Annotated in this window: 19 protein-coding genes; 8 read left to right on the forward strand and 11 right to left on the reverse strand. The window is 69.9% G+C overall.

Going from position 1 to position 24,729, the window contains the following annotated elements; all coding sequences use genetic code 11:
• Positions 1 to 14: 14 nt before the first annotated feature.
• From ACQP2T_RS50675 to ACQP2T_RS50690, 4 genes are all read right to left on the reverse strand, one after another.
• On the reverse strand, positions 15 to 1,079 hold the full coding sequence (locus tag ACQP2T_RS50675) for an aminomethyltransferase family protein (RefSeq protein WP_433511967.1): 1,065 nt from the start codon (positions 1,077 to 1,079) through the stop codon (positions 15 to 17).
• 3 nt (positions 1,080 to 1,082) lie between these two features.
• Positions 1,083 to 1,562, reverse strand: coding sequence for a 3-hydroxyacyl-ACP dehydratase FabZ (fabZ, locus tag ACQP2T_RS50680; RefSeq protein WP_433511968.1), 480 nt, complete (start codon positions 1,560 to 1,562; stop codon positions 1,083 to 1,085).
• Complete coding sequence (locus ACQP2T_RS50685) at positions 1,559 to 1,849, reverse strand: acyl carrier protein (protein WP_225290089.1); 291 nt, start codon at positions 1,847 to 1,849, stop codon at positions 1,559 to 1,561. Before ACQP2T_RS50685 ends, fabZ begins: the two co-directional genes overlap by 4 nt.
• A 131-nt stretch (positions 1,850 to 1,980) precedes the next feature.
• Positions 1,981 to 2,760 carry a 3-oxoacyl-ACP reductase family protein gene (locus tag ACQP2T_RS50690; protein WP_357647233.1) on the reverse strand — a complete coding sequence of 260 codons (780 nt, stop codon included), beginning with the start codon at positions 2,758 to 2,760 and terminating at the stop codon, positions 1,981 to 1,983.
• 111 nt (positions 2,761 to 2,871) lie between these two features.
• On the opposite strand from ACQP2T_RS50690, the gene ACQP2T_RS50695 reads away from it, so the two are divergent.
• A complete protein-coding gene (locus ACQP2T_RS50695; protein ID WP_433511969.1) occupies positions 2,872 to 4,503 on the forward strand; it encodes an FAD-dependent monooxygenase in 1,632 nt (543 codons plus the stop codon).
• Here the strand turns inward: ACQP2T_RS50695 and ACQP2T_RS50700 are convergent.
• From ACQP2T_RS50700 to ACQP2T_RS50710, 3 genes are all read right to left on the reverse strand, one after another.
• On the reverse strand, positions 4,419 to 5,930 hold the full coding sequence (locus tag ACQP2T_RS50700) for a BTAD domain-containing putative transcriptional regulator (RefSeq protein ID WP_433511970.1): 1,512 nt from the start codon (positions 5,928 to 5,930) through the stop codon (positions 4,419 to 4,421). The two genes, ACQP2T_RS50695 and ACQP2T_RS50700, sit on opposite strands and share 85 nt — an antisense overlap.
• A 369-nt stretch (positions 5,931 to 6,299) precedes the next feature.
• Positions 6,300 to 6,986, reverse strand: a complete 687-nt coding sequence (locus tag ACQP2T_RS50705; RefSeq protein WP_433511971.1) for a 4'-phosphopantetheinyl transferase family protein — start codon at positions 6,984 to 6,986, stop codon at positions 6,300 to 6,302.
• Positions 6,987 to 6,988: 2 nt separating this feature from the next.
• Positions 6,989 to 7,837 (reverse strand): metallophosphoesterase family protein, encoded by an 849-nt coding sequence (locus ACQP2T_RS50710; RefSeq protein ID WP_433511972.1) that lies wholly within the window; start codon positions 7,835 to 7,837, stop codon positions 6,989 to 6,991.
• 335 nt (positions 7,838 to 8,172) lie between these two features.
• Between ACQP2T_RS50710 and ACQP2T_RS50715 the strand changes: the two genes are divergently transcribed.
• A complete protein-coding gene (locus ACQP2T_RS50715; protein WP_433511973.1) occupies positions 8,173 to 9,135 on the forward strand; it encodes an aldo/keto reductase in 963 nt (320 codons plus the stop codon).
• A gap of 60 nt (positions 9,136 to 9,195) precedes the next feature.
• Here the strand turns inward: ACQP2T_RS50715 and ACQP2T_RS50720 are convergent, their stop codons facing one another.
• The 3 genes from ACQP2T_RS50720 to ACQP2T_RS50730 form a co-directional block, all read right to left on the reverse strand.
• A complete protein-coding gene (locus ACQP2T_RS50720) occupies positions 9,196 to 9,864 on the reverse strand; it encodes a response regulator transcription factor (protein WP_433511974.1) in 669 nt (222 codons plus the stop codon).
• The gene (locus tag ACQP2T_RS50725) at positions 9,845 to 10,567 is read right to left on the reverse strand and encodes a sensor histidine kinase (RefSeq protein ID WP_433511975.1); all 723 of its coding nucleotides are present in this window, start codon (positions 10,565 to 10,567) and stop codon (positions 9,845 to 9,847) included. The genes ACQP2T_RS50720 and ACQP2T_RS50725 overlap by 20 nt, the downstream gene beginning before the upstream one ends.
• Before the next feature lie 451 nt (positions 10,568 to 11,018).
• Positions 11,019 to 11,948: a UbiA family prenyltransferase gene (locus tag ACQP2T_RS50730; RefSeq protein ID WP_433511976.1), complete on the reverse strand. Its 930-nt coding sequence runs from the start codon at positions 11,946 to 11,948 to the stop codon at positions 11,019 to 11,021.
• 255 nt (positions 11,949 to 12,203) lie between these two features.
• On the opposite strand from ACQP2T_RS50730, the gene ACQP2T_RS50735 reads away from it, so the two are divergent.
• The 3 genes from ACQP2T_RS50735 to ACQP2T_RS50745 are packed head-to-tail and all read left to right on the forward strand — an operon-like array spanning position 12,204 to position 17,657.
• The gene (locus tag ACQP2T_RS50735; protein ID WP_433511977.1) at positions 12,204 to 12,947 is read left to right on the forward strand and encodes an AfsR/SARP family transcriptional regulator; all 744 of its coding nucleotides are present in this window, start codon (positions 12,204 to 12,206) and stop codon (positions 12,945 to 12,947) included.
• 2 nt (positions 12,948 to 12,949) lie between these two features.
• The gene (locus tag ACQP2T_RS50740; protein WP_433511978.1) at positions 12,950 to 14,773 is read left to right on the forward strand and encodes a 2-isopropylmalate synthase; all 1,824 of its coding nucleotides are present in this window, start codon (positions 12,950 to 12,952) and stop codon (positions 14,771 to 14,773) included.
• A gap of 31 nt (positions 14,774 to 14,804) precedes the next feature.
• The gene (locus tag ACQP2T_RS50745) at positions 14,805 to 17,657 is read left to right on the forward strand and encodes an AAA family ATPase (protein ID WP_433511979.1); all 2,853 of its coding nucleotides are present in this window, start codon (positions 14,805 to 14,807) and stop codon (positions 17,655 to 17,657) included.
• A gap of 55 nt (positions 17,658 to 17,712) precedes the next feature.
• Here the strand turns inward: ACQP2T_RS50745 and ACQP2T_RS50750 are convergent, their stop codons facing one another.
• Positions 17,713 to 19,134, reverse strand: coding sequence for an acyl-CoA carboxylase subunit beta (locus tag ACQP2T_RS50750; protein WP_433511980.1), 1,422 nt, complete (start codon positions 19,132 to 19,134; stop codon positions 17,713 to 17,715).
• A gap of 232 nt (positions 19,135 to 19,366) precedes the next feature.
• Here ACQP2T_RS50750 and ACQP2T_RS50755 point away from each other — a divergent pair, with 232 nt between their 5' ends.
• The 3 genes from ACQP2T_RS50755 (at position 19,367) to efeO (ending at position 24,721) form a co-directional block, all read left to right on the forward strand.
• Positions 19,367 to 22,588 (forward strand): GH92 family glycosyl hydrolase, encoded by a 3,222-nt coding sequence (locus tag ACQP2T_RS50755; RefSeq protein ID WP_433511981.1) that lies wholly within the window; start codon positions 19,367 to 19,369, stop codon positions 22,586 to 22,588.
• Positions 22,589 to 22,716: 128 nt separating this feature from the next.
• Positions 22,717 to 23,589, forward strand: coding sequence for an iron uptake transporter permease EfeU (efeU, locus tag ACQP2T_RS50760; RefSeq protein ID WP_433511982.1), 873 nt, complete (start codon positions 22,717 to 22,719; stop codon positions 23,587 to 23,589).
• Complete coding sequence (gene efeO / locus ACQP2T_RS50765; protein WP_433511983.1) at positions 23,582 to 24,721, forward strand: iron uptake system protein EfeO; 1,140 nt, start codon at positions 23,582 to 23,584, stop codon at positions 24,719 to 24,721. The genes efeU and efeO overlap by 8 nt, the downstream gene beginning before the upstream one ends.
• Positions 24,722 to 24,729: the final 8 nt, after the last annotated feature.

The following is a 24,729-nucleotide window of genomic DNA, read 5'->3' on the forward strand; positions in this document are numbered from 1 at the left end:
AGAAGGCCGGCCGATCAGATGATCGGGATGCTCCAGCTCTTGGGCACGATGTACGGGCTGGTCAGCGTGGTCACCTCGACGCCGTCCACGGTGAACTCCAGACCGGCGGCGGCCAGCTCGGCGTCGACCCTGGCCAGCCCGAGCGTGGCGCCCAGACCGGCGCTGCGCACCGCGTGCACCACCTCGCCGATGTCCTGGCCGCCGGCCAGCACCCTGGCGCCCGCCTCGGGGATGGCCTCGCCGCCGGTGAAGCCGACCGTGCGGCGGCCCTGCCCCGACTCGAACGCCGCCAGCACCGCCTCCCTGCCGACGAACTCGTCCTTGGTGACGTCGACCAGCCAGTTGGCGCCGATCTCGATCACGCTCGCGCCCGCCGTCGCCTCGTGGCGCGGGATCGGCTGGCGTACCTCCAGCATGGCCAGCTCCAGGGCCTCCTGGCCGGCCGCGCCCGCGTGCTCAAGCGCCTGGCACCACAGCTCGGCCGCGGACTCGATGGGCACGATCATCTGGTAGCCGTACTCGCCGGTAAAGCCGGTCCGGGCGAAGATGATCTCAGTGCCGTTCCACTCGGTCTCCACCACCGACTCGAACGGCAGCGAGGCCAGCTCGCCGTCGATCAGCCGCCCGACCACGCCCCAGGCGTACGGCCCCTCCAGGGCCAGGACCGTGAGGTCGGCCGACCGGTCGGTGATCACCACGCCCTCGTCGTTGTGCTCCTCCAGGTGCTCCAGCAGGCGCGTGCCGGCGCCGCAGGAGCTCTCCAGCAGGATGCCGTTCTCCCGGCCGAAGGCCAGCACCTGGTCGACGACCTGCCCGGACTCGTCCAGGACCAGGCTCATCATGCAGCGCTCCGAGGTGAGGTACTCCACGTCGCGGGCGAGCAGCCGCTGCGCGAAGTCCACGGCCGCGGGCCCGGTGATCTCGATGAGGCGGTTCCCGCCCAGGTCGAGGACGGCGGCGCGCTCCCTGAGCACCCGGTACTCGTCGGCCGACTCGGAGAAGCGCAGCGGGACCGAGCTGTCACCCACCTCGCCGTAGACGGTGCCCTCCGGATGCAGGTTCGCGAGGACGGTAGCCATGCTTCACACCTTTCGTACGGAACGTTGACCCGCCGGATCGGCGATCGTGAGGTTTCCTTCGGCGGCGACCTGGCCGTCCACCCGCGCCGACACCCGGTACTCGGCGAACCCGGCGCCGCCCCCGGTCCGCTCGGCCGACAGGGTCAGCTGGTCGCCGGGGACGACGGGACGGCGGAACCGCATCGACCTGACCCCGGCCAGGTAGCTGATCTCGCTCGCGCCCGCCAGGGCGAAGACCACCCCGGCGAGCTGGGCCAGCGCTTCGATGATCACGATGCCGGGCAGCACGGCGGCGGTCGGGAAGTGGCCCTGGAACCAGAGTTCGGTCCCGGCGACGTTCTTGGTCGCGGTGCCCTTGACGCCCGGCTCCACCCTGCTGACCCGGTCGAGCAGCAGCATCGGCCAGCGGTGCGGGAGCACCTGCCTGATCTGGTCGTGGTTCAGCCCGGTCGCCGAGGCGAGCTGGGTGGCGCCGATCGTCATGGCGTCGCCCGCAGAGCGGGGTTGACCTCGTCCGCCAGCCGCGACACCGAGCCGAAGACGGCCATCTCGCTGTCGTACAGCGCCACGCCGAACTCGGCCTCGATGGCGACGTACAACTCCAGGACGTCGAGGCTGTCGAGTTCGAGGCCGCGCCCGAAGAGCGGCTGGTCGTCGGTGATCCAGTCCGGCTCGATCTCCAGGTCGAGCCGGGACACGATCATCTTCTTGATCTGGGTGCACGTCTGCCGGCGCTCGGCGGCCTTCGCGCGGAGCTGGTCGAGGGTCATCCATCCTCCATGTGCCTCGTGACAGGGGCTTGCGGTCGGGGACTGGTTCACGGTTCGTGCCGGGATCGGCTCACAGCGGGTGGGCTCAGCGTTGGGGGCTCAGCGTTGGGGGCTCAGCGAGTGGGGCCGGGTCAGCCGAGGCCGCCGCCGTGGGCGACCACCACCGCGCCGGACATGTACGACGCCTTGTCAGAGGCGAGGAAGCTCACGATCGTCGCGATCTCCTCCGGCCGGCCCATGCGGCCCAGCCGGATGCGCGTCTCGTAGTCCTTCCTGATCTTGGCGGGCACCTTCCGCGTCATATCGGTGGTCACGAAGCCGGGCGCCACCACGTTGGCCCGGATCCCGTGCGGGGCCGCCTCGTTCGACAGCGCCTGGGTGAAGGCGATGATCGCGCCCTTGGAGGCCACGTAGTTCGTCTGGCCGGGGAAGCCGCCGTCCAGCCCGCTGGTCGAGGACACGGTCACGATCGCGCCCCGCCGCTGGTGCTGCATGATGCGCAGCGCCTCCCGGCAGGTCAGGAAGGTGCCGGTGACGTTGGTGTCGATGGGCCCGCGGAACTGCTCCAGGCTCATGGCGACGAGATAGCGGTCCAGCGTGATGCCGGCGCTCGTCACCAGCACGTCCAGGCGGCCATGATCGGCTCGTACGCCCTGGAACATCCGCCGTACCTCGGCCTCGTCCGTGACGTCGGCGCGCACGGCCGTCGCGCTGCCGCCCTCTTTCCCGATCAGGGCGACGACCTCCTCGGCGTCCGCCTCCGAACGGGCGTAGTTGACCACGACGTGGGCACCCTCCCGGGCCAGGTCGAGCGCGACCGCCCGGCCGATGCCGCGCGACCCGCCCGTAACCAGGGCCACGGAGCCTTCGGCAAAGAGCATCATCGTCTCCAGGGGTTTGACAATGCGCATACCAAACAATTGGTACCTGCACCGATAAAGCTACTAAAGGCGGATATCACGCCTGTATCATCCGGTTATCCCTGCATTGACGGCGATAAGCAGATATACGACGCTAACAACATGCACGAGGTCGATGTTGAGGTTCTTATCGTCGGTGGCGGGCCGGTCGGCCTGTCGGCATCCATCGAGCTCTCCCGGCACGGAATATCCTCCCTTCTCGTGGAGAGGCACCCGGGGACCGCGATTTTCCCGAAAGCGCGCCTCATTTCCACCAGAACCATGGAAATCTTCCGGTCCTGGGGAATCGCCGAGGAGGTGGAGGGCGCGGGAATGCCCCGCGAGGACGTGCTGGCGGTCGGCGTCGGCACCTCGCTGGCCTCCGATGACTTCGTCCGGGCCGCGGCGGCGATCGACCGGGACGCGCCGCAGAGCCCTACGTACACCTACCTCTGCTCGCAGGACATCCTCGAAGTGATCCTCCGCAGGGTCGCCGAGTCCCACCCGCGGTCCGACGTCCGCTTCGCGACCGCCATGACGGACCTCCGCGTCACCGCCGACGGCGTGGAGGCGACCATCGAGCCCACGGCCGCGTCGGACAGCGGCCCTGTGCTCGTGCGGGCGCGTTATCTCGTGGCGGCCGACGGGAGCCGCAGCGGGATCCGGGAGCGGCTCGGGATCGAGGTCGTGGGGCCGCCGCCGCTGGGGCACATGGTCAGCGTCATGTTCGACGCCGACCTCGGCGAACTGCCCGCCGACCGCCGGGTGGCGCTGTCGTTCCTGCGCAGCGACCCGCCGTGCGCGGTGGAGGCGGTCGACAACAAGCGGCGCTGGATGATCCAGACCGGCTACGACCCGAGCACCGGCGGCAGCGCGGCCGACTTCACCGAGGAGGCGTGCGTCGCGGCGGTACGCTCGGCCGTCGGCCTGCCCGACCTGCCCGTCACCGTCGTCGGGGTCATGCCGTGGCTGCAGCAGGCGGTGGTGGCGACCGGGTTCGGCGGCGGGCCGGTCTTCCTGGCCGGCGACGCCGCGCACGCGACCACGCCGCAGGGTGGGTTCGGGATGAACTGCGGCATCCAGGACGCGCACAATCTCGCCTGGAAGCTGGCCGCCGTCCTCAACGGGTCGGCCGGTGCGGAGTTGCTGGCCACGTACGACGCCGAGCGCCGCCCCATAGCCGTCAGGACGGTGGACGAGAGCCTGACCAATGCCCTGATCACGCTGCGCATGATGCGGGGACAGCTGTCGATGGGCCAGGCGATCGAGCAGCAGGCCGAGCGCCGCAGCTCCGAGGGCCTGATCCTGGGCTTCTCCTATGAGTCGGCCGCGGTGGTGCCCGACGGCACGCCGGACCCGGCACCGGCGGATCCCTACCGGACCTACGTCCCGACGGCGCGTCCCGGCCACCGCGCCCCCCACGTCTGGCTGACCTCCCGGGAGGGCAGGGTGTCGACGCTCGACCTGCTGGGCCCGGCCTTCACCCTCATGACCCCGGCCGGCAGCGGGTGGGTCCAGCCCGCCAAGGAGGCGGCGCACCGGCTCGGCGTCACGCTGTCCGTCGTCGAGATCTCCCGCGTGAGCGAGCCCGACGCGCCGCTCACCTCCCCGACCTGGGCGGAGGAGTACGGCGTCGGCGACACCGGGGCCGTGCTGGTCCGCCCTGACGGTCATGTCGGCTGGCGTTCGCCCGGCGGGGCGGCGTCGCAGGACGCGCTGGCCGGCGCGTTGGGCGCCATCCTGGCCAGGTCGTGATGGTGACGGGCCCGCGTACGCATCTGCGCGGCCCCGAGGCGTACGGACAGGGGGTTGCCTGACGACGTGGCGACCAGGTCGGTGACGGCCTGGGCCACGGTCGGCGTGTAGGGCGCGCCGACGAGCATGTCGGCGAGCTCCCGCGCCGCCTCGGCCGGGAGCGGGCGGACGAACTCGCGGTGCGCGCCCTGCCTGGCCACGAGGTCATCGAGCGGGTCGACGCTGGTGACGATGACCCGGCAGTTCGCGCCGCCGGGGAGCAGCGGCAGCACCTGGGCGCTGTCCTTGACGTCGTCGAGCACCACGAGCAGTCGCCTGCGCGCCGTACAGCTGCGGTAGAGCGCCAGCTTCTCGGCGGGGTCGAGGGGGATGTCCTGGGCGGGCACGCCGAGCGCCCGCAGGAACCGGTCGACCACCGCGCCGGCGGACACTCCGCGCATGTCGGCGTACAGCTGCCCGTCCGGGAACCAGTCGATCCTGGCGTGCGCCCAGCGCAGGGCCAGCGCCGACTTGCCCACCCCGCGCGGCCCGCTCAGGACCATCGTCCCCGGCACCGCCACGTCGGGCTCGGGCCGCAGCGCCGCGTCGAGCGCGGCGAGCTCGCCCGCGCGGCCGACGTACGGCAGCACCTGCGGGGGCAGTTGCGACGGTACGACCGGCCCCGCGCCGGACGGCCGGTGGGCGGCGGGCCGCATGAGCCCGGACTCGTCGCGGAGCACCTGGTCGTGCAGCCGCCGCAGCGCCGGTCCCGGTTCGAGGCCGATCTGCTCCAGCAGGTAGCGGCGCGTCTCCTGGTAGGTGCGCAGCGCCTCGGCCCGCCGGCCGGCCCGGTACTGCGCCAGCATGAGCTGGGCCCGGACCCGCTCCCGGAACGGGCATTCCGCCACGAGGGCCAGCAGCTCGGGGATCACCCGGTGGTGGTGCCCCAGGTCGATCTCCAGCTCAAGGCACGCTTCCAGGGCCTCAAGGCGGGACTCCTCCATCCGCGCCACGTCGTACCGCAGGCCGCGGATGTCCTCGAACGGGTTGCCCCGCCACAGGGCGAGCGCCTCGCGCAGCAGCAGGACGGCGTCCTCGCGGGCCCCGCCGGCCGCCTGGCCGCGCGCCCGCGCCACCAGCGCCCCGAACCGGAGCCAGTCGATGTCCTCGGCCGAGACCCGCAGCAGGTAGCCGGGGCTGGAGGTCTCGATCGCCGCGGCCCCGAGGGTCCTGCGCAGCCGCGACACGCAGATGGCGATCTGCCGCCCAGCGCTCTGCGGCGCCGAGCCGGCCCAGACGGTCTCGATCAGCCGGTCGACGCTGACGACCCGGTTGGCGTTCAGTACCAGGCTGGCCAGGATCGCCAGCTCCCTGTTCGCGCAGATCTGCAGCTCTTCGCCGTCGTCGAACACCCGGAGCGGGCCGAGAACGTGGAATTCGAGTGCCATCAGCGTTCCGTCCCGGCCGGATAAAGATATTGTCGCGCCATGTGGGAATCTCTCCCGCCGATAACTCGGGATATGCACTACTCACAAAGCTAGTAACGGCTCCCTGGCCAAGTCACCCCTAAGCGGCCCCTGACGGAAGGCCGAACCCACTCGATAGGGGTGCCGCCGAATCCGCACCCCATGGCCGTCTCCAGGGGTCACCTAGGGGTCGGAAACCCATTCCGGCGGTCCTAGGATTCAACTCAGACGGATTGACCGGCACTTTGTCCGCTCGGGAGGCGATGCACAGTTCTCCGCCGTTGCACCCCCGGAACGCGAAAGGCCATCACACCATTCGGTGTGATGGCCTTCCGTATTCCGAGAGGAGGTTCACCGGGCCTGGCCGCTGCTCTGGACGGCCGGCCGCTGGGCCAGGACGGCGATGGCCGTCACGATCAGGCCGTTGCCGGTCATCCACCGGCCGGTGAAGCCGCCCAGCCGTTGCCCCTGCCAGCGGGGGCCGAGAACCAGGAGGCGTGCGGTGAACGTACGCCGCACCGGGTCCACCGTGATGGCCGCGTCCTGGAAGTCGAGCCACCGCTTCGCCAGCGGAAACCACGCCTTGTACACCGACTCCTTGGCGCAGAACAGCAGCCGGTCCCAGCAGACGGCCGGATGCTCGGCGGCCAGGGCGCGGAGCATCTCGCGCTCCTGCGGCAGCGAGATGGCCTCCACGACGCCTGCGGCCAGCGGCTTGTCGGGCTCGGCGTCGATGCCGATCGTCCCCGCCGCCTGGGCGAGCGCGGCGGCCCGGTAGCCGGCGCAGTGGGTGATGCTCCCGATGACGCCCAGCGGCCACAGCGGCTCACCGCGCAGCCCCGACAGCACGGGCACCGGCGCCACGCCGAGCCGCTCCATCGCCTTGCGCGCGCACAGCCGCGCCGTCGTGAACTCCTTGCGCCGCTTGTCCACGGCCCGCTGGATCAGCCGTTCCTCCTCCGGGAAGAGCATCGTCCCTGGCGGGTCGTCGAAGGTGTCGTACGCCTTGACCGTCGCGGGCAGGATGTGCTCGATCATCTTCACTCCGGAGCTGGAAGTACGGTCCTGAGCGGGCCGCCGGTGCGCCCGCGCGGGACCCACTCGCGCGGATAGCCCAGAGAGACCTCTTCGAAGCGCACCCCGTCGTGGAACGTCGTGCGAGGGATGTGCAGATGCCCATAGACGACCGCGACCGCGTCATAGTGCAGGGGCCAGGTGGCGGTCCGCTCGGTCCCGCACCACAGGGCGAACTCCGGGTGCCGCAGGATCCGGGTCGGCTCGCGGACGAGCGGATAGTGGTTGACCAGGACGGTGGGCATGCGCGGATCCCGCTCGCCGAGACGGCGCCGGGTCTCCGCGAGCCGCGCCCGGCACCAGGCGTCGCGGGTCGGATAGGGGTCCGGATGCAGCAGATACTCGTCGGTGCAGACGACGCCCGCCTCGTGCGCGCGTTCCAGTGCCAGGCGCTTGCCCGCGCCGTTCGCGCCGAAGGTGTAGTCGTAGAGCAGGAACAGCGGGGCGACGGTCACCGGACCGCCGAGTCCCGTCCAGACCGGATAGGGATCCTCCGGCGTCAGCACGCCGAGGCCCCGGCACATCTCCACCAGGGCGAGGTAGCGGTGCTCGCCCCGTAACTGGATCGGATCGTCGCGCGGCGTCCACAACTCGTGGTTTCCGGGCGTCCAGACGACCGTGGAGAAACGGCTCTTGAGAAGGGTCAGCGCCCATTCGATGTCGGCGAACCGCTCGGCGACATCTCCGGCGATCAGCAGCCAGTCGTCGTCCGAATACGGAAAGACGTTCTCGACGACGGTCCTGTTCTCCGAGAAGGCCACATGGAGGTCGCTGACCGCCAGCAACCTCCCGCCACCCGACCCTCCAACGACCACCTGCACAGCTTATACAGCAGCATATCCCTGCGAAAGCACACTTAACTACTTTATGGGGCGCCATCCTCGGAAGTAGGGGGGACCTCTAGGGGTTGTCGCAGGTCAGAGCCGTCCATGAAGGAGTTCCCAGGTCAGCGGGTACGGGCAGAAGTCGTGTCATCCAGGGGGCCCCGCAATACGTATATATAAGAGGATAAATACCTGGCTTCCACCGCAGCGCAAAGCCGATCCGTAACGCTGGATCCGACTTTGACCGGTCTTTGACCGCGCTTTGAGTGATGCTAGGTATCAATAGAAATGCAGCAGTCTGCGATTGGCACACTAAGGCGGTCCAATTGCGTTACACGAGGCTGGGACGAGATGGGCCGGACATCTCGAAAATCGGACTCGGCTCGCTGGCCCTCAGCGGCGCCTATGGCCCCATCGACCGCGATGAGGCGCTCGGGCTGATTCGCCGGGCCTTGGACGGCGGCGTGACGCTCCTGGACACCGCCGACTTCTACGCCGCCGGAGAGGTGGAACGTCTCGTGGGCCGCGCCATCGCCGGGCGGCGCGACGAGGTGGTGGTCTCGACGCGCGGCGGCGTGCGCCGCGGCGGCCCCGGCGAGCCGATCGAGTTCGACGCGAGCCCCGACCATCTGACGCGGGCCTGCGAGGCGTCGCTGCGACGCCTCGGCGTCGACCGCGTCGACCTGTACTACCTGCACTGCCGCGACCGCACCCCGGTGGAGGAGGCCGTGTCCCGGCTGTCGGAGCTCGCGCGGGCGGGCAAGATCCGCCATCTCGGGCTGACCAACGCCACGGTCGACCAGGTACGACGGGCGCATGCCGTACACCCCGTCACCGCGCTCGCCCTGGAGTACTCGCTCTGGGGCCCGCACGCCCCGCCGGAGCTCCTCGACGAGGCGCGGCGGCTCGGCCTCGGCGTGGTCGCCGCCCGCCCGCTCGGCCGCGGCTTCCTCACCGGCCGGATCAGGTCGCCGCTCCAGCTCGGCGCCGGCGACTGGCGGCACGAGGACCCCCGCTTCCAGCAGGAGCACCTGCGGTTGAGCACGCGTCCGCTGCGGCAGATCGAGGCCGCGGCGGCACAGCTCGACCTGGGCGCCGGCCGGCTGGCGCTGGCCTGGCTGATCTCCCACGGCGACCACGTCGTGCCCGTGCCGAGCACCCGCGACCCGGTTCACCTGGAGATGAACCTGGCCGCCTCCGGTGTACGCCTGACGCCGGAAACCCGCGACCGGCTGACCGGCATCCTCCCGGCCGGCGGCGCGAACCAGTCGGGCTCACTCCTGCTCTGACCCCGCACCCAGCCGAGCCCAGGGCCCGACTGGGCTCAGGACATGGGGAGTCAAGGCGGCTCAGTCGGGATCAGTCCGGCTTTGGGGCGAGATCAGGGACGCGGCGAGCGCCTTGTTGACGGCGTCGATCCTGGAGACGGCGTTGAGCTTGACGAAGATGTTGCGCATGTGCCGCTTCACGGTCGCCTCGGCGAGCCCGAGCCGGCGGGCGATCTGCCCGTTGCTGAGCGCCTGCGCGGCCAGCTGGAGCACCTCCTGCTCCTTCTGCGACAGCACGCCGGGCGCCGGCCCCTCCACGTGCGCGAGGCTGTGGCGCGACACCGCGAGCACCACCCGCGCCGGGTCCTCGTACACGCTCCTGATCGCCGCGATCAGCTCGTGCCGGTGGACGCTCTTGAGCAGGTAGCCGCGGATGCCCGCGGCCAGCAGCCTGGTGAGGAGCTGCGGCCCGTCGTACATGCTCAGGATGATGATCTGCGTCTCCGGGGACAGGCACCGGATCCGGGTGACCGTCTCGGTCACCTCGTCACCGGGGATCTCCACATCGAGCAGGACCACGTCGGGCCGGGTCTCGATGACGACGGCCAGCGCGGTCGCGGAGTCGCCGGCCTCGCCGACGATGCTCATGTCGCCGGAAGCCTCGAGGATCTCGCGCAGGCCCTCCCGGAAGAGCGCATGGTCGTCCACGATGGCGACGCTGATCTTGGTGTTACGGTCGGTCCGGTTCATGGGGCTGTCTCTTGAGAGGGATGAAGAGCTCGACGAGACAGCCGTTGCCCGGGGCACTGGAGATGGCCACATTGCCACCGAGTAACTCGGCGCGCTCCCGCATGGACGTCAGGCCCACGCCGCCGCGCTCGCGGGCGCACGACGGGTCGAAGCCCTGCCCGTTGTCCTGGACGGTCGCGCTGAGCTCGTGCGGCGCGATGTCCACCCGCATGAGGATCACCGAGGGCCCGGCGTGGCTGAGCGCGTTGCGGGCGGCCTCCCGGATGATGAGGAACGCCTCGTCGAGGACCCTCGGCTCCGCCCATGACTCGTCACCGTTCACATCGAGGCCGACGGACACGACATCGTCCTCGACCGCCTCCAGGAAACCGAGCAGCGCCTTCTCCAGACTCCTCACGGGGACCTGGGGATGCAGCTCGGAGGTTATCTGCCGCAGGTTCTCCATCGTCTCCTGGATGGCCTGCTGGGCGACCCCGACCTTGACCTCCGCCCTGGCCGGGTCGCTGGCCCGGTGCACCTCCGACAGCGCGAGCTGCTGGTGCGCGACGCTGATCCCATGGCCGATGCGATCGTGCAGCTCACGGGCGATGCGGCGGCGCTCCTCCCCCTGGGCCTCCTGCACCTGGTTGAGCAGGAAGCGGTGATAGCTCTCGGCGGACTCGCGGATTCGCCGGGAGAGGCTCTCCTCCATTCCGGTGGCCACGAGCGTGAATGCTTCGGCCGGCGAGTCGGCCTCGGCGGCTATTCGCCGCGCGAGGTGACTCAGAGCTACCCGGAAAAAAAGTGAGCCCGCCTCAAGTGAGGCTTTTGGATGAACTCCGGTCGAGGCGCGAGTAGTGCCGACTTCCCATGCGTGGAACTTATAGAGCTCGTTGACCTGCACTTTTCCGGCACGGAGCGTGGCCGCCACATCGTCGAGGACGAACTCGGCGGTCATTACGGCTTGGTGTGTGGCGCGCGGATCTGTGGAGAGCGCGTTGCCGGTGGCCTGGAGCTGCGACTCGAATTCCCTGAGGATTTCTTCTCGACAAGCATCAACGAATCTCGCAGGGTCGTTCTCAGCATCGTATGCCGCATCCAAGGAGCCCCCTTGGCCATGGGACGCGCGTGCCCCCAACTATCTCGCAGGTGCCTCACCAAAGCAACATATAAGGTCAGATATTAGAGATCAGCGCGGTAATGTGAACTAGATGCTGCGTCGCCATGAACGCCCTGTAAGGCCGGCGTTGTTGATCATTTCCGCCCTTGGCGGCTGACTGGCCCGCGGCGATCACCGCGATCGTGCCCGCCGCCATGGCGAGGCAGACACCGGCGAGCGGCACGCGGAAGAACACGACGGCCACGCCGAGCGCGGCGGCCAGCGTGAGCGCGGCGACGTACATGCAATGACGTGACTTCCGCTCTCCGCAGGTCACCGCGATGGTCCGCCGGCCCGCCGCGGCGTCTCCCTCGATGTCGGACAGATCCTTGGCGGGTACGCCCACGAAGGCCATCCAGCAGGTCGCGGCGACCGCGAACACGATCAGGCCCTTCGGCGTGGACAGGCTCTCGCCGCCGGTGACGGCGGTCAGCCCGCCCCAGTACGACAGCAGCCCCGACGTGCACAGCACCACGACCGTGCCGGTCGAGCCGCTCTTGAGGTGGAACGGCGGCGCCGAGTAGAGGTAGCCGAGCACCAGGTTGAGCCCGACGATCCAGGTCAGTGCCGGGGGCATCCCGGCGGTCGCGGCGATCGAGAGAACGGCCGCGACGGCGGCGACCACGGCCGCGGTTCGCGGAGCGAGGTCACCGCGGGCGATCGGCCGGCCGGATCCGTTGACCCGGTCCTCCGTGACGTCGGTGACGCCGTTGAGCAGGTAGATGGCGAAGATCGACAGAACCCAGGCCGCGGCCCCCTGCAGCACTTTCGCCGGTTCCGGCACCGGCGAGACCGGGAGGGCGAGCACGGCTCCGGTCATGAATCGAAGGGTGGACACGGCGAGTACGGCAGGACGGGCCTCGACGAAGCACAGCCGGAGCACCCGCGCACTGGATCGCAGGGCGGTGACACCTGGCGCTTGATTCGACATCGATAAGCTGACCATGACCGGATTGTGGCCCTTGGTAAGGGATCCGGTAAGGGCGGTATCCGAAAGTTGTAGTCGGCATTGGTACTTTAGATACCCCCCGTACAACTCTCGGCGCGCCACCCCGAACTCCTGGGGATCCGCCTTGTCCGGTCACCGCCACCCCTATAGCTTGAGGTCGTCGGCGGAGGCGCGGAATCCAATTCCCGCCTCACCGGACTGAGAATCCTCACGTTAGGGAATCTGATGCCGGATTTCAAGTTACTGGGACCGATGGAGTTGGTCGACGATCGCGGCCAGTCCCATATCCCGGTCGGGCCGAAGGTCCGGCAGGTTCTCGCGTTACTCGCGCTCAACGCGGAAAAGGTCGTCGACGTCGATCTCCTTATCCATGAATTGTGGAGCGAGAACGAGCCGAAAGACGCCGTCAAGACCCTTCAGACGCACATTTATCACCTCCGCCGAATTCTGCTGAGAATGGGCCCGGCCGTGGCCCAGCTGGTCGTCACCCGAGCGCCCGGCTACCTGCTGCGCGCCGACCCGGGACGGGTGGACGCGCTCGTCTTCCCCCGGCTGGTCGAGCGGGCCGCCGGGCACCACCGCGCGGGCGACCACGAGGCCGCCGACCTGGCCCTTCGGAAAGCGCTGTCCATGTGGTCCGGCCCCCCGCTGGCCGACGTGCCGAGGGGCGCGGTGCTCGGCCCGCGCGCCACCGCGCTCGACGAGCAGCGGTTGCGGGCGGTGGAGATGCACCTGGAGACCAGGATCCGGCTGGGCCTGCACGGCGAACTCATCGACGAACTCCGCGTGCTCGTGGCCGCCTATCCCTTGAACGAGAACTTCCATACCCAGCTCATCACCGCACTCGGCCGCGCGGGCCGGCGCGCCGACGCCTGGCGCGCCTATGAAGGGCTGCGCGCGCTGCTGGAAGCCGAGCTGGGTGTGGAGCCCGCCTTCGACATCCAAAACCTCCATTTGACCGCTCCAGCAGGAAGTCATTCAGGAAAGGACGTCTGACGATGAAAGGCTTTGAGCGTTACGCCGGATTCACGCCCGTAGACCTGACCGACCGCACTTGGCCGAGCAATCGGATAGTGGCGGCGCCCCGCTGGTTATCGACCGATCTACGTGACGGCAACCAGTCGCTGGCCAACCCGATGACGCCTGAGCGGAAGCTCAAGATGTTCGACCTCCTGGTGGAAATCGGCTACAAGGAGATCGAGGTCGGCTTTCCCGTCGCCAGCCAGAACGACTACGACTTCGTCCGCCTGTTGATCGAGCGGGACCGGATCCCCGACGACGTGCGGATCACCGTGCTCACGCAGGCCCGCGACGAGCTGATCGAGCGGACCGTGGAGTGCCTCGAAGGGGCGCCCCGCGCCATGATCCACGTGTACAACGCCACGTCGCCGCTCTTCAGGCGGGTGGTCTTCGACATGAGCCGCGCCGAGTGCAAGGACCTGGCCGTCCAGGGCACGCGCCTGATGATGAAGTACGCCGAGCGGACGCTGCGCGACTGCGACCTTGGCTACCAGTACTCCCCCGAGCTCTTCAACGAGACCGAGCTCGACTTCTCTCTTGAGGTGTGCGAGGCCGTCATGGACGTCTGGCAGCCGGAGCAGGGGCGCGGCATCATCCTCAACTTCCCGACGACGGTCGAGCGGTCGCTGCCCAACGTGTTCGCCGACCAGATCGAATGGCTCGACCGCAACCTGTCGCGCCGCGAGCACGTCTGCCTGTCCATCCACCCGCACAACGACCGCGGCACCGGGGTGGCCGCCGCCGAGCTGGCCCTGCTGGCCGGCGCCGAGCGGATCGAGGGCTGCCTGTTCGGCAACGGCGAGCGCGCCGGCAACGTCTGCCTGGTGACGCTGGGCATGAACATGTACGCCCACGGGATCGACCCGGGCATCGACTTCTCCGACATCAACGCGATCCGGCGCACGGTCGAGCTCTGCAACGAGCTGCCGGTGCACCCCCGGCATCCCTACGGCGGCGACCTCGTCTACACCGCCTTCTCCGGCTCGCACCAGGACGCCATCAAGAAGGGCTTCGACGACCTGGAGCGGACGGCCGACGAGAGCGGCGCCGACGTCGCCGACCTGCCGTGGCGCATGCCGTACCTGCCCGTCGACCCCAAGGACGTGGGCCGTACGTACGAGGCGGTCGTGCGGGTCAACAGCCAGTCCGGCAAGGGCGGCGTCGCCTACGTGATGAGCGCCTGGCACGGGCTCAACCTGCCGCGCGGGATGCAGGCCGACCTGTCGGCCAAGGTCCAGGCGCAGGCCGACGCGGTGGGCGGCGAGCTGTCGCCGAGCCGGATCGGGGCCATCTTCCGCGCCGAGTACCTCTTCCACGGCGACCCGTCGGAGCCCCTGCCCCTGGGGCGGGAGCCGGTGACGGCGGCGCTGTACATCGACGGGCGATTCGACGTCGGCGGCGACCGGGCGGACGCCTGCCGCGCGCTCGGCTCGGTGCTGGCGCCCTGGGGCATCCAGGTCCGCGTCGTGCACCGTACCGGCCGCCCGCTCGACCACGAGCCGCCGAGCGGGGCCGGCGACCGCTCGGGCGACGAGACGGTGATCTACGCCGAGTGCCGGATGGGCGGCGCCGTCACCTGGGGCGCCGGCATCGACGCCGACATCGCCACAGCCGCCTACTCGGCCGTCCGCGCCGCCCGCGCCCGGCTCACCCCCGACGCACGACCCACCGAGGAGAAGGAGACCCGTGATGCTGAAGAGAATCCACCGGCAGCGCCCGCGCGGCCCCCGTACCCGAGGCCGTCTGGATCTGCGCACCCCGTCCGGCCGCAGGCTGCCCTTCTGACACCCAGCCGACTCTGACATCCGACGAACGAAAAAGGGGAGGCCGATCATGGCCATCGACGAACGACGGGAGGGCCTGACCTCCCTGGAGGAGCTGCTGCGCGAGACGGTGGCCGGCAAGGGCCGGATCGCCATGGTGACCGGCGCCATCGCGACCGGTAAGAGCGAGCTGCTGTACGCGTTCGCGGAACAGGCCTTCGAGCACGGCGCGTTACCGCTCACCGCCACGGGTTCCCTGGCGGAGAGCGGCCTGCCGCTCGGCGTGCTGGCCCAGCTGCTGCACAACGCGCCCCTGACGGAGGAGCAGCGGGCCGCGAGCATGGACCTGCTGCACGAGGGCATGAGCTCGCAGCTGTCGAGCGACCCGCAGGCCGAGGCCATCGACCACGTGGACGTGCAGATCGTCGACGCGCTCTGCGCGGCCCTGCTCGAACTGTCCGAGCGCTGCCCGCTGGTGATCGCCGTGGACGACGTCCACCAGGCCGACCGGGCCTCGCAGCTCTGCCTGGCCTATCTGGCGCGGCGGGTCAAGTTCGCCCAGGTCATGCTGGTCTTCAGCGCGCCGGACCACAGCGCGCACGTCCAGACGCTCTTCCACACCGAGGTGCTGCGGCAGCCGCACTGCCGGCCCATCCGGCTCACCCACCTGTCCGCCGAGGAGGTGGCGCGCTGGGTGACCGTCCGGGCGGGCGCCGAGGCCGCCGACGGGTTCGCGGCCGACTGCTACGCGCTGAGCGGCGGCAACCGGCTGCTGGTCACCGCCCTCGTGGAGGACTTCCAGGCCACCGGCGCCCCCGGCGCGAGGTACGGCGAGGGCACGGTGGCCTGCCTGCGCCGCGCCGACCGCCGGATGACGGTCGTCGCCAGGGCGCTGGCCGTACTGGGCGAACCCGCCTCGATCGGCCCGCTGCTCGGCGGCGGCGAGAGCGCCGTCATCAAGCTGCTGAGCAGCGGCGACCTGCCGGGCGGCCGACAGACGGGCGGCGAGACGGCGACCGGCCGGCTGCTGGACGAGGGCGAGGCGGCGGTCGCCAAGGCGATCCAGGCGCTGACCGGCGCGGGCGTGCTGGAGCACGGCCACTTCCGCCACCCGGCGGCCAGGGCGGCGGTGCTCGCCGACCTCGACGCCGCCGAGCGCATCGACCTGCACCGCCGAGCCGCGGAGCTGACGTACGAGAGCGGCGCCCCGGCGGCCGTCGTCGCCGAGCATCTGCTGCAGGCCAGCCACGCCGGCGACCCCTGGGCCATCTCGGTCCTGGAGGAGGCGGCGCGGCAGGCGCTGCGCGACGACGGCGTGGAGTCGGCCATCGAGTACCTCAAGCTCGCCTGGCGGGCCTGCGTGGACGAGCGGCGGCGGGCCAGGATCACCACCACGCTCGTACGCGCGGAGTGGCGGATCAACCCGAGCGCCCCCGCCACGCACCTGGCCGAGCTGACCGACGCCCTGCACAAGGGCTACCTGGGCGGCGGCGACACGGTGGTGCTGGCCAAGGCCCTGCTGTGGCACGGGCACGTGGAGGACGCCAAGGACGTCCTGGCCCACCTCAACGAGCTGGCCGAGCTGGACCAGGAGACCGTGGCCGAGCTGGCCGCGGCCCGGCCCTGGTTCCGCAGCCTGTATCCCTCGTTCCTGCAGCATCTGCCGGAGATCAGCGGTGAGCAGGCGAGCAGCGCCGCCTCGTCCGTCGTCGTCGGCCGCCGGATGGAGTCGGCCGGCGTGCTGGCCGACGTCCTGACCCAGGGTCCCCGTGAGGAGACCGTGGCGACGGCCGAGCGCATCCTGCGCGGCTCGCGGCTGGACGAGATGACGATGGACACGGTGGAGACCGCGCTGCTGGCCCTGACGTACACGGACCGGCCGGGCAAGGCGGCGCCCTGGTGCGACGCGTTCATCGACGAGGCGGCCTCGCGGCGCGCCCCGAGCAGGCAGGCCCGGCTGTCCGCCATCCGGGCGGAGATCGGCCTGCGCAGGGGCGATCTGGCGGCGGCGGCCTACGACGCGCAGCGGGCCCTGGAGATCATCCCGGCCACCAGCTGGGGTGTGGCCGTCGGCGGGCCGCTGGGCAGCCTGCTGCAGGCGGGCGCGGCGATGGGCCGGCTGGACGAGCATGTGCGGCAGTTCAACCAGCCGGTGCCCGAGGCGATGCTGGAGACCCGGTTCGGTCTGCAGTATCTGCACGGCAAGGGCCGCTTCAACCTCATGGCGGGCCAGCCGCACCAGGCGCTGCGCGACTTCCAGCTGTGCGGCGAGCTCATGCGCAGGTGGGAGCTGGACGTGCCGGGGTTCATCGCCTGGCGTACGGACGCGGCCGAGGCGCTGATCCGCCTGGGCGACCACGAGGAGGCGCGCCGCCTGATCGACGAGCAGCTCGCCCGGTGCGGGCAGCAGTCCAGGCGCGTCCAGGGCATCGCGATGCGCCTGCTGGCGGCGGTGAGCGAGACGCGGCACCGCCCGATGCTGCTGCGCAAGTCGGCGGACCTGCTCCAGTCGGGCGGCGACCGGTACGAGCTGGCCAGGGCGCTGTTCGACCTGACGGCGGCCTACCACGCCAACGGCGAGTACCGGCGGGCGGGCATGTTCGGCAGGCGCGCCCGGCTGCTCGCGGCGGAATGCCAGGCCGAGCCGCTGACCCTGGCGCTCAACCGGGGCGGCAAGGGCGACCGGGCCGCCGCGAACTCCGCCGGTGTGACGGGGATCCTCAGCGACGCCGAGCGGCGGGTGGCGGCCCTGGCGGCCGAGGGCTACACCAACAGGGAGATCTCCGCCAAGTTGTTCATCACGGTGAGCACGGTGGAGCAGCACCTGACGCGGATCTACCGCAAGCTCAACGTCACCCGGCGCACCGAGCTGCCGACCAGCCTCACGGGCGAGGAGTCCATGCGGGCGCAGGCGTTCAGCTGATGCGAAAGCCCCCGCAAGGCGCCTCGCGCGCCTTGCGGGGACCTCAAAGGGGCTTTTACAGGGGGATGTTGGAATGCCGTCCTCTCGTGTGCGGTGCGCGGGCAAGGGCTTCGGCGAGCCGGAAGCGCGTGGTCGCGGGCGCGATGACCTCGTCGACCACGCCGAGCGACATCGCCCGTTCGACCCCGCCGGAGATCCGCTGGTGCTCCTCGACCAGCCGGGCCAGCAGCTCGGGCCGCTCGGCCTCGGAGGCCACGGCGAGTGCCTTCCTGTGCAGGACGCCGACCGCCGCCTCGGCGCCCATCACCGCCACCTCGGCGTCGGGCCAGGCGAAGACCGTCGTGGCGCCGAGGGAGCGGGAGTTCATGGCGATGTACGCGCCGCCGTACGACTTGCGGGTGATCAGCGTGACCCTGGGCACGACCGACTCGGCGAAGGCGTGCAGGAGCTTGGCACCGCGCCGGACGACCCCGCCCCATTCCTGCCCGACTCCCGGCAGGTAGCCGGGCACGTCCACCAACACGACGAGCGGGACGCCCAGCGCGTCGCACATGCGGACGAAGCGCGAGCTCTTCTCGGCCGACAGCGAGTCGAGGCAACCGCCCTTGCGCAGGGGATTGTTCGCGAGCAGGCCGACGGTACGCCCGCCGAGACGGCCGAGGCCGACCAGCATGTTCGGCGCCCAGCGGGGCTGCAGCTCCTCGAACACCGGCCCGCGCTCGTCACGGTCCATGACGCCGCGCACCAGGGGCCGCACGTCGTAGGCGCGGCGCGGCGATTCGGGCAGCAGGGCGCCCAGGTCCTCCCAGTCGTCCTGCAGCAGGTCGAGGTCGAAGCCGCCGGGACGGGCGAAGAATCCGGCGAGGCGGCGGGCCCGCTCATATGCCTCGTCCTCGTTTCCGACGACGATGTGGGCGACCCCGGATTTACCGCCGTGCGCTTCAGGACCGCCGAGTCCGGCCATGTCGATTTTCTCGCCGGTGACGCTCCGCACGATATCGGGACCGGTCACGAAGACGCGCCCCGCGTCGGCCATGATGACGATATCGGTGAGCGCCGGGCCATAAGCCGCGGCGCCCGCGGCGGGCCCGAGAATAACGGAGATCTGCGGAACGACACCGGACGCCTTCGTCATGGCGGCGAACATCCGGCCCACGCCGTCCATGGATTCAACGCCGTCCGCGAGCCGGGCCCCGCCCGAATGCCACAACCCGATCACCGGGCAGTCGAGCCGCACGGCGGTTTCGATGGCGGCCACGATGTGGCGGGCGCCCGGCGCGCCCAGGGCACCGCCCATCCGCGTGGCGTCGGTGCAGTAGGCGACGATGGGCGAGCCGCCGACCAGGCCGGACACGGCCTGGACACCGCTGTCGTCGGCGGCGTGGAGCGGCCTGAGAGAGCCGGGATCCGCCAGCCGCGCCAGGCGGACGGACGGCGATCGGATGTCTGCGGATTGCTCGACCAGAACAGTGGACATAGGCCATTTCCCTGCTGCCGTGAATCGATCAGAAGTCGTGAATCGACCAGGAGTAACGCCGAATTTGTCAAGGGCGCCGTTATCAGCCAACCCCTAGCAACTCCGCCGGCGGCCGTCGGGCCGGTGGCAACTTGTGGCCGGAACTTCTGCGCGTTGACGCGCGCGGGCGATTCACGCTGCCATGAAATGATCTCAACCCTGGAGGACGACCTTGTCTCTGTGGTCTTTACCGATGGTCGCCGCCCTTGTGGCCGCGACGGCGATCCCGGCAGGCGCGGTCACCGCCGCTCCGGGGACCGCCCCAGAACCGTATCCGGTCGCGTTGGTCAACACTTTCCTCGGCACTCAGGAGGCGGGTCCCGACTTCGGTCACGGCGGTGGCGCCGGGATGAACTTCCCCGGCGCCGTCCTGCCGTTCGGGATGATGCAGTGGAGCCCCGACACGGTGGCGAACGCCGGAGGTGGCTACAAGTGGGAGGACAACCGCTTACGCGGCTTCTCCATGACCCACATCAACGGCCCTGGCTGCACCGGGGCGCAGGACTTCCCTGTCATGCCGATCTCCGGAAAGATCGATAAGTCGCCTGCCACGCATGGCATGGACTACGTCCAGACGTACAAGCATGACAACGAGAAGTCCACGCCGGGCTCCTACACCACCACCCTCGACACCGGGGTGAAGGCGGAACTGGCCGCGACCCAGCGGGCCGGCGTCGGGCGGTTCACCTTCCCCGCCGGCAAGCCGGGCACGCTGCTGCTCAACACCAGCGGCTCGATCAACGGCGTGGACGACGGCGAGACCAAGATCAGTGGCAACACCGTCCAGGGCTGGGTGCAGACCGGCGGCTTCTGCGGCACGCCGATGCGCTACAAGGTCTACTTCCACGCCACCTTCGACCAGCCGATCACGTCGTACGGCACTTGGAAGGACGACCTCGTCCAGCCGAGCGCCCTGACCGTCAAGAACGCCTCGGCCGCCAAGGTCGCCGAGGCCGAGGCCGTGACGGCGGGCGACGTCGTCGTGAACGGACCCGGCTCGGGCGCCTACCTGGAGTTCGACGGCACCAAGCCGGTGCAGATGCGGGTCGGCCTGTCGTACGTGAGCGTGGACGGCGCGAAGAAGAACCTCGACACGGAGGTCGGCACCACCGGCTACGACTCGGTCGCCCTGAACGGGGCTTCCATCTGGAACGACCGGCTCAGCCAGGTGCTGGTCTCCGGCGGCACCACCGACCAGCGGCGCACCTTCTACAGCAACCTCTACCACGCGCTGCTGCAGCCGCACGTCGCCGAGGACGCCGACGGCACCTACACCGGCTCCGACGGCAAGCTCCACACGGTCGCCGCCGGTCGCCACCACTACGCGACGTTCTCCGGCTGGGACGTCTACCGCAGCGAGGTGCAGCTCCTGGCCCTGCTCGACCCGGCCGTGGGCAGCGACATCGCCCAGACCATGTACGAGAACGCGCACCTGCTCGGCGACGTCTGGGACCGCTGGTCGCTGCAGAACGAGATCACCGGCGTCATGGTCGGCGACCCGTACCACTCGATCGTCTCCAGCCTGTACGCCTTCGGCGCCCGGAACTTCCCGGCCGCAGACGCGATGAAGTCGATGGTCACGGCCGCTCAGCGGGTCGGCGGGATGGACATCGGCCACCCGCAGATCAAGTACGACGAGCGGCCGGGCAACGCCGCCTTCATGAACAAGGGCTACGTCGTCTCGGACCCGTCCATGACGCTGGAGTACGGCATCGCCGACTTCGGCATCGCCCAGCTGGCCTCGCGGCTCGGCTACCGCGATGTGTCCGCCACCTTCATGAAGCGCTCGCAGTCCTGGCAGAACACCTACAACCCGGCCAACTCCTGGATCCAGCCCAAGATGGCGGACGGGTCGTTCACCTCGCCCTTCGACCCCGCGAGCCCCGACAACTACATCGAGGGCAACGGCGCCCAGTACCACTGGATGGTCCAGCACAACCCGCGCGGGCTGTTCGACGCGATGGGCGGCAACGCCAAGGCCATCCCCCGGCTGGACACCTACTTCAAGGCGCTCAACGCCGGGCCGAACGAGCCCTACGCCTACCTCGGCAACGAGCCCGCGCTGCCGTCGCCGTGGCTGTACGCGTGGGCCGGGCAGCCGTACAAGACCCAGGACCTGGTGCGGCGGGTGCAGCAGGAGCTGTTCAAGCCGGGGCCTGACGGGCTGGTCGGCAACGACGACCTCGGCGCGATGGCGTCCTGGTACGTCTGGTCGGCGATGGGCCTGTTCCCGGCGATCCCCGGCCGGGCCGAGCTGCTGGTCAACACCCCGCTGTTCGACAAGATCAGCATCAAGCGGCCCCAGGGCAACATCGACATCTACTCCCCCGGCTCCACCAACCGCTACATCCAGTCGCTCAAGGTCAACGGGACGGCGTCCGGCAAGGCGTGGCTGCCCGAGTCGTTCGCCCTCCAGGGCGGCCGGCTCGACTTCACGCTCGGCGCCTCGCCGAACACCACGTTCGGCACCGGCACGACGAACGCGCCGCCGAGCTTCAACGAGGGCGCCAAGACGTACCTCACCGGGTTGAACCCCGGCAGCGGACCCGTCGAGCCGGGCGGGACCTTCGCGAGCACGCTCGCGGTGCAGTCCGCAGGCGCCGCGGGCACCGTCAAGTGGCAGGCCAACCCACCGGCCGGAATCACCGTGACCCCGGCGAGCGGCACACTGACGGTCCCGGCGCTGGGCAAGGCCACCCAGGCGGTCCAGGTCTCGGTGGCCTCGGGCGCCGCGCTCGGCTTCATCACCGTGCCGATCTCCGTTACCGTGCCGGCCTACTCCAGCGGTGCCACAACCGCCGGCGACCTCACGGCCAGCGTGCGGCTGAACGTGGCCACCCGTGGCACGCCCGAGTGGTCGCACAACCTCGCGGGCATCGGGGACGACGCCGAGTCGGGCCTGGCCAACCTCGACGCGGCGGCCTTCAGCTACTCGGGACAGGCCCTGGCCGCGGCCGGGCTCAAGCCGGGCGGCACGGTCGCCTGGAACGGCTTCCAGTTCACCTGGCCGAACCGCAAGCCCGGCGAATGGGACAACGTCAAGGTGGGGACCCAGCCGATCGAGGTGGCCGCGCCCGCCGGGGCCACGAAGATCGCCTTCCTGGGCTCGACCACCAACGGCTGGTCGGAGGTGACCGCGACGATCACCTACACCGACGGCTCCACCGGCACCGGCAAGCTCGGGCTCAGTGACTGGATGCTGGACTTCGGCGGCGGCCAGCCCCGATACGGCAATCAGGTCGTGGCCTCGACTCCGTATCAGCTCTACAACGGTTCGTGGATGCTGCGGCCGCTCGGCTCGTACGTCTTCGCCGCGCAGCCGATCGCGCTCGACCCGGCCAAGAGGGTGAAGAGCATCACCTTCTCGCCGGCCCAGGAAGGCGCGATGCACGTCTTCACCTGGGCTTTTGCCTGATTTTCAACCGCGGCTCCCCCTGCCTGGCACGGGGGAGCCGCTCTTTTGTGCGACACCGCGCTTGCATTATGTAGGCTCCACCTGCCCTAATTTAGGTAAGCCTTTCCTACAGCGTGCGGGAGTGTCCGGTGTTCGCCAGCTACCTCATAGGACTGCGTGAAGGACTGGAGGCGACCCTCGTCGTCTCGGTCCTGGTCGCCTTCCTGGTCAAAAGTGATCGCAAGGACAAGCTTCCTCAAGTCTGGACCGGCGTCGTGGCCGCCCTCGCGCTGGCCGTCGGCTTCGGCGCGCTGCTGACCTTCACGGCGGCCAACCTCGGCCACACGGGGCAGGAGCTCTTCGACGCGATCACCTCGCTGCTGGCCGTGGTGTTCGTCACCTGGATGATCTTCTGGATGCGCCGCATGGCCCGCGCGCTGTCCAAGGAGCTGCGCGGCAAGCTCACGGAGGCGCTCGAGATGGGCTCGCTCGCCGTGGTCGTGATGGCCTTCCTGGCCGTGGCCCGTGAAGGGCTGGAGACGGCGCTGCTGTTCTTCGCCTCCGTCCAGAGCTTTACCGCCTCCGCCGGGGGCGTCAGCAACCCCGCGGATCCGCTCATCGGCATCAGCCTGGGCCTGCTCACCTCGGTGGCGATCGGCTGGGGCATCTACCGCAGCGCCCTGAAGATCAACCTCACCAAGTTCTTCACCTGGACGGGCCTGCTGCTGATCCTGGTGGCCGCCGGCATCTTCAAGTACGGCGTGCACGACCTGCAGGAGGCCAACATCCTGCCGGGCCTGACCACCTACGCCTTCGACATCAGTGCGATTTTGCCCGCCGACTCCTGGTACGGCGCCCTGCTCTCCGGGATGCTCAACATCACGCCCCAACCGAGCGTGCTGGAGGCCCTGGCCTGGGTCCTCTATCTCGTCCCGACCCTCATCCTCTTCCTGCGCCGCCCCCAGTCGACCTCAGCCCCGGCGAAGTCCACCGCCGCGCCCGAACAGGAGCGTCATGCTTAACTCCACCGCCCGCGGCCTCGTCCTGATGTTCGGGGCGTTCACCCTGGCCGCCTGCGGCTCCGGGACGCCGGCCACGCCCGGCTCCGCCGCGCCCGCCAAGCCGGGGAAGATCAGCGTCGCCGCCTCCGACACCGAGTGCAAGGTCGCCACCGCCGAGGTGCCCGCGGGCACCAGCACGTTCACGATCACCAACGGCGGCACCAAGGTCACCGAGTTCTACGTGTACGCGCCGGGCGACCGCGTCATGGCCGAGGTGGAGAACATCGTGCCGGGCCTGACCCGCGACGTCATCGCCGAGCTGCCCGCCGGGTCGTACGAGACGGCCTGCAAGCCCGGCATGGTGGGCAAGGGCCTGCGCAACGCGCTCAAGGTGACCGGTGAGCACAAGCCGCTCACCGACAACGCCAAGCTGGCCGAGGCCACCGCCAGCTACAAGCGCTACATCAAGACGCAGAGCGACACGCTGCTGGTCAAGACGCAGGAGTTCGTCGACGCGGTCAAGGCGGGCGACATCGCCAAGGGCAAGGAGCTGTTCCCGGTCGCGCGTACGTACTGGGAGCGGATCGAGCCGGTCGCGGAGATCTTCGGCGACCTGGACCCGGCGATCGACGCTCGCGAGGCCGACCTGGCGGCCGGCGAGAAGTGGACCGGCTTCCACAAGATCGAGAAGGATCTCTGGATCACCAAGGACATCAGCAAGGACGGCCCGGTGGCCGACAAGCTGATCGCCGACGTCAAGACCATCGTGGCCAAGTCCAACTCCGCCGAGCTGACCCCGCTCAACCTGGCCAACGGCGCCAAGGAGCTGCTCGACGAGGTCGCCACCGGCAAGATCACCGGCGAGGAGGACACCTGGTCGCACACCGACCTGTGGGACTTCGACGCCAACGTGCAGGGCTCCAAGGCCGCCGTGCAGGCGCTCCGCCCCGTACTGGACGAGCGCGCGCCCGACCTGGTCAAGACGCTGGACGAGAAGTTCGCGGCGGCCGAGGCCGCCTTGGGCAAGCACCAGAAGGGCGATGGCTGGCAGCTGCACAACGAGCTGTCCAAGGCCGAGCTGAAGGCGCTGTCGGACGCGATCAACGCGCTGGCCGAGCCGATCAGCAAGATCGCCCCGATCGTGACGAAGTAGGAGAGGCA

Source organism: Nonomuraea sp. CA-143628 (assembly GCF_050942315.1).
Lineage (GTDB): Bacteria > Actinomycetota > Actinomycetes > Streptosporangiales > Streptosporangiaceae > Nonomuraea.

Coding starts and splice junctions, on each gene's coding strand:
- fabZ (WP_433511968.1), bottom strand. CDS start 1,562: ATGACGATCGGCGCCACCCAGCTCGCCTCGGCGACCGGGCTGAACCAC.
- ACQP2T_RS50720 (WP_433511974.1), bottom strand. CDS start 9,864: ATGAACCGGACCGACCGTAACACCAAGATCAGCGTCGCCATCGTGGAC.
- ACQP2T_RS50755 (WP_433511981.1), top strand. CDS start 19,367: ATGGTCGCCGCCCTTGTGGCCGCGACGGCGATCCCGGCAGGCGCGGTC.
- ACQP2T_RS50685 (WP_225290089.1), bottom strand. CDS start 1,849: ATGACCCTCGACCAGCTCCGCGCGAAGGCCGCCGAGCGCCGGCAGACG.
- ACQP2T_RS50675 (WP_433511967.1), bottom strand. CDS start 1,079: ATGGCTACCGTCCTCGCGAACCTGCATCCGGAGGGCACCGTCTACGGC.
- ACQP2T_RS50700 (WP_433511970.1), bottom strand. CDS start 5,930: ATGGCACTCGAATTCCACGTTCTCGGCCCGCTCCGGGTGTTCGACGAC.
- ACQP2T_RS50740 (WP_433511978.1), top strand. CDS start 12,950: ATGAAAGGCTTTGAGCGTTACGCCGGATTCACGCCCGTAGACCTGACC.
- ACQP2T_RS50745 (WP_433511979.1), top strand. CDS start 14,805: ATGGCCATCGACGAACGACGGGAGGGCCTGACCTCCCTGGAGGAGCTG.
- ACQP2T_RS50690 (WP_357647233.1), bottom strand. CDS start 2,760: ATGCGCATTGTCAAACCCCTGGAGACGATGATGCTCTTTGCCGAAGGC.
- ACQP2T_RS50750 (WP_433511980.1), bottom strand. CDS start 19,134: ATGTCCACTGTTCTGGTCGAGCAATCCGCAGACATCCGATCGCCGTCC.
- ACQP2T_RS50730 (WP_433511976.1), bottom strand. CDS start 11,948: ATGGTCAGCTTATCGATGTCGAATCAAGCGCCAGGTGTCACCGCCCTG.
- ACQP2T_RS50705 (WP_433511971.1), bottom strand. CDS start 6,986: ATGATCGAGCACATCCTGCCCGCGACGGTCAAGGCGTACGACACCTTC.
- ACQP2T_RS50695 (WP_433511969.1), top strand. CDS start 2,872: ATGCACGAGGTCGATGTTGAGGTTCTTATCGTCGGTGGCGGGCCGGTC.
- ACQP2T_RS50735 (WP_433511977.1), top strand. CDS start 12,204: ATGGAGTTGGTCGACGATCGCGGCCAGTCCCATATCCCGGTCGGGCCG.
- efeO (WP_433511983.1), top strand. CDS start 23,582: ATGCTTAACTCCACCGCCCGCGGCCTCGTCCTGATGTTCGGGGCGTTC.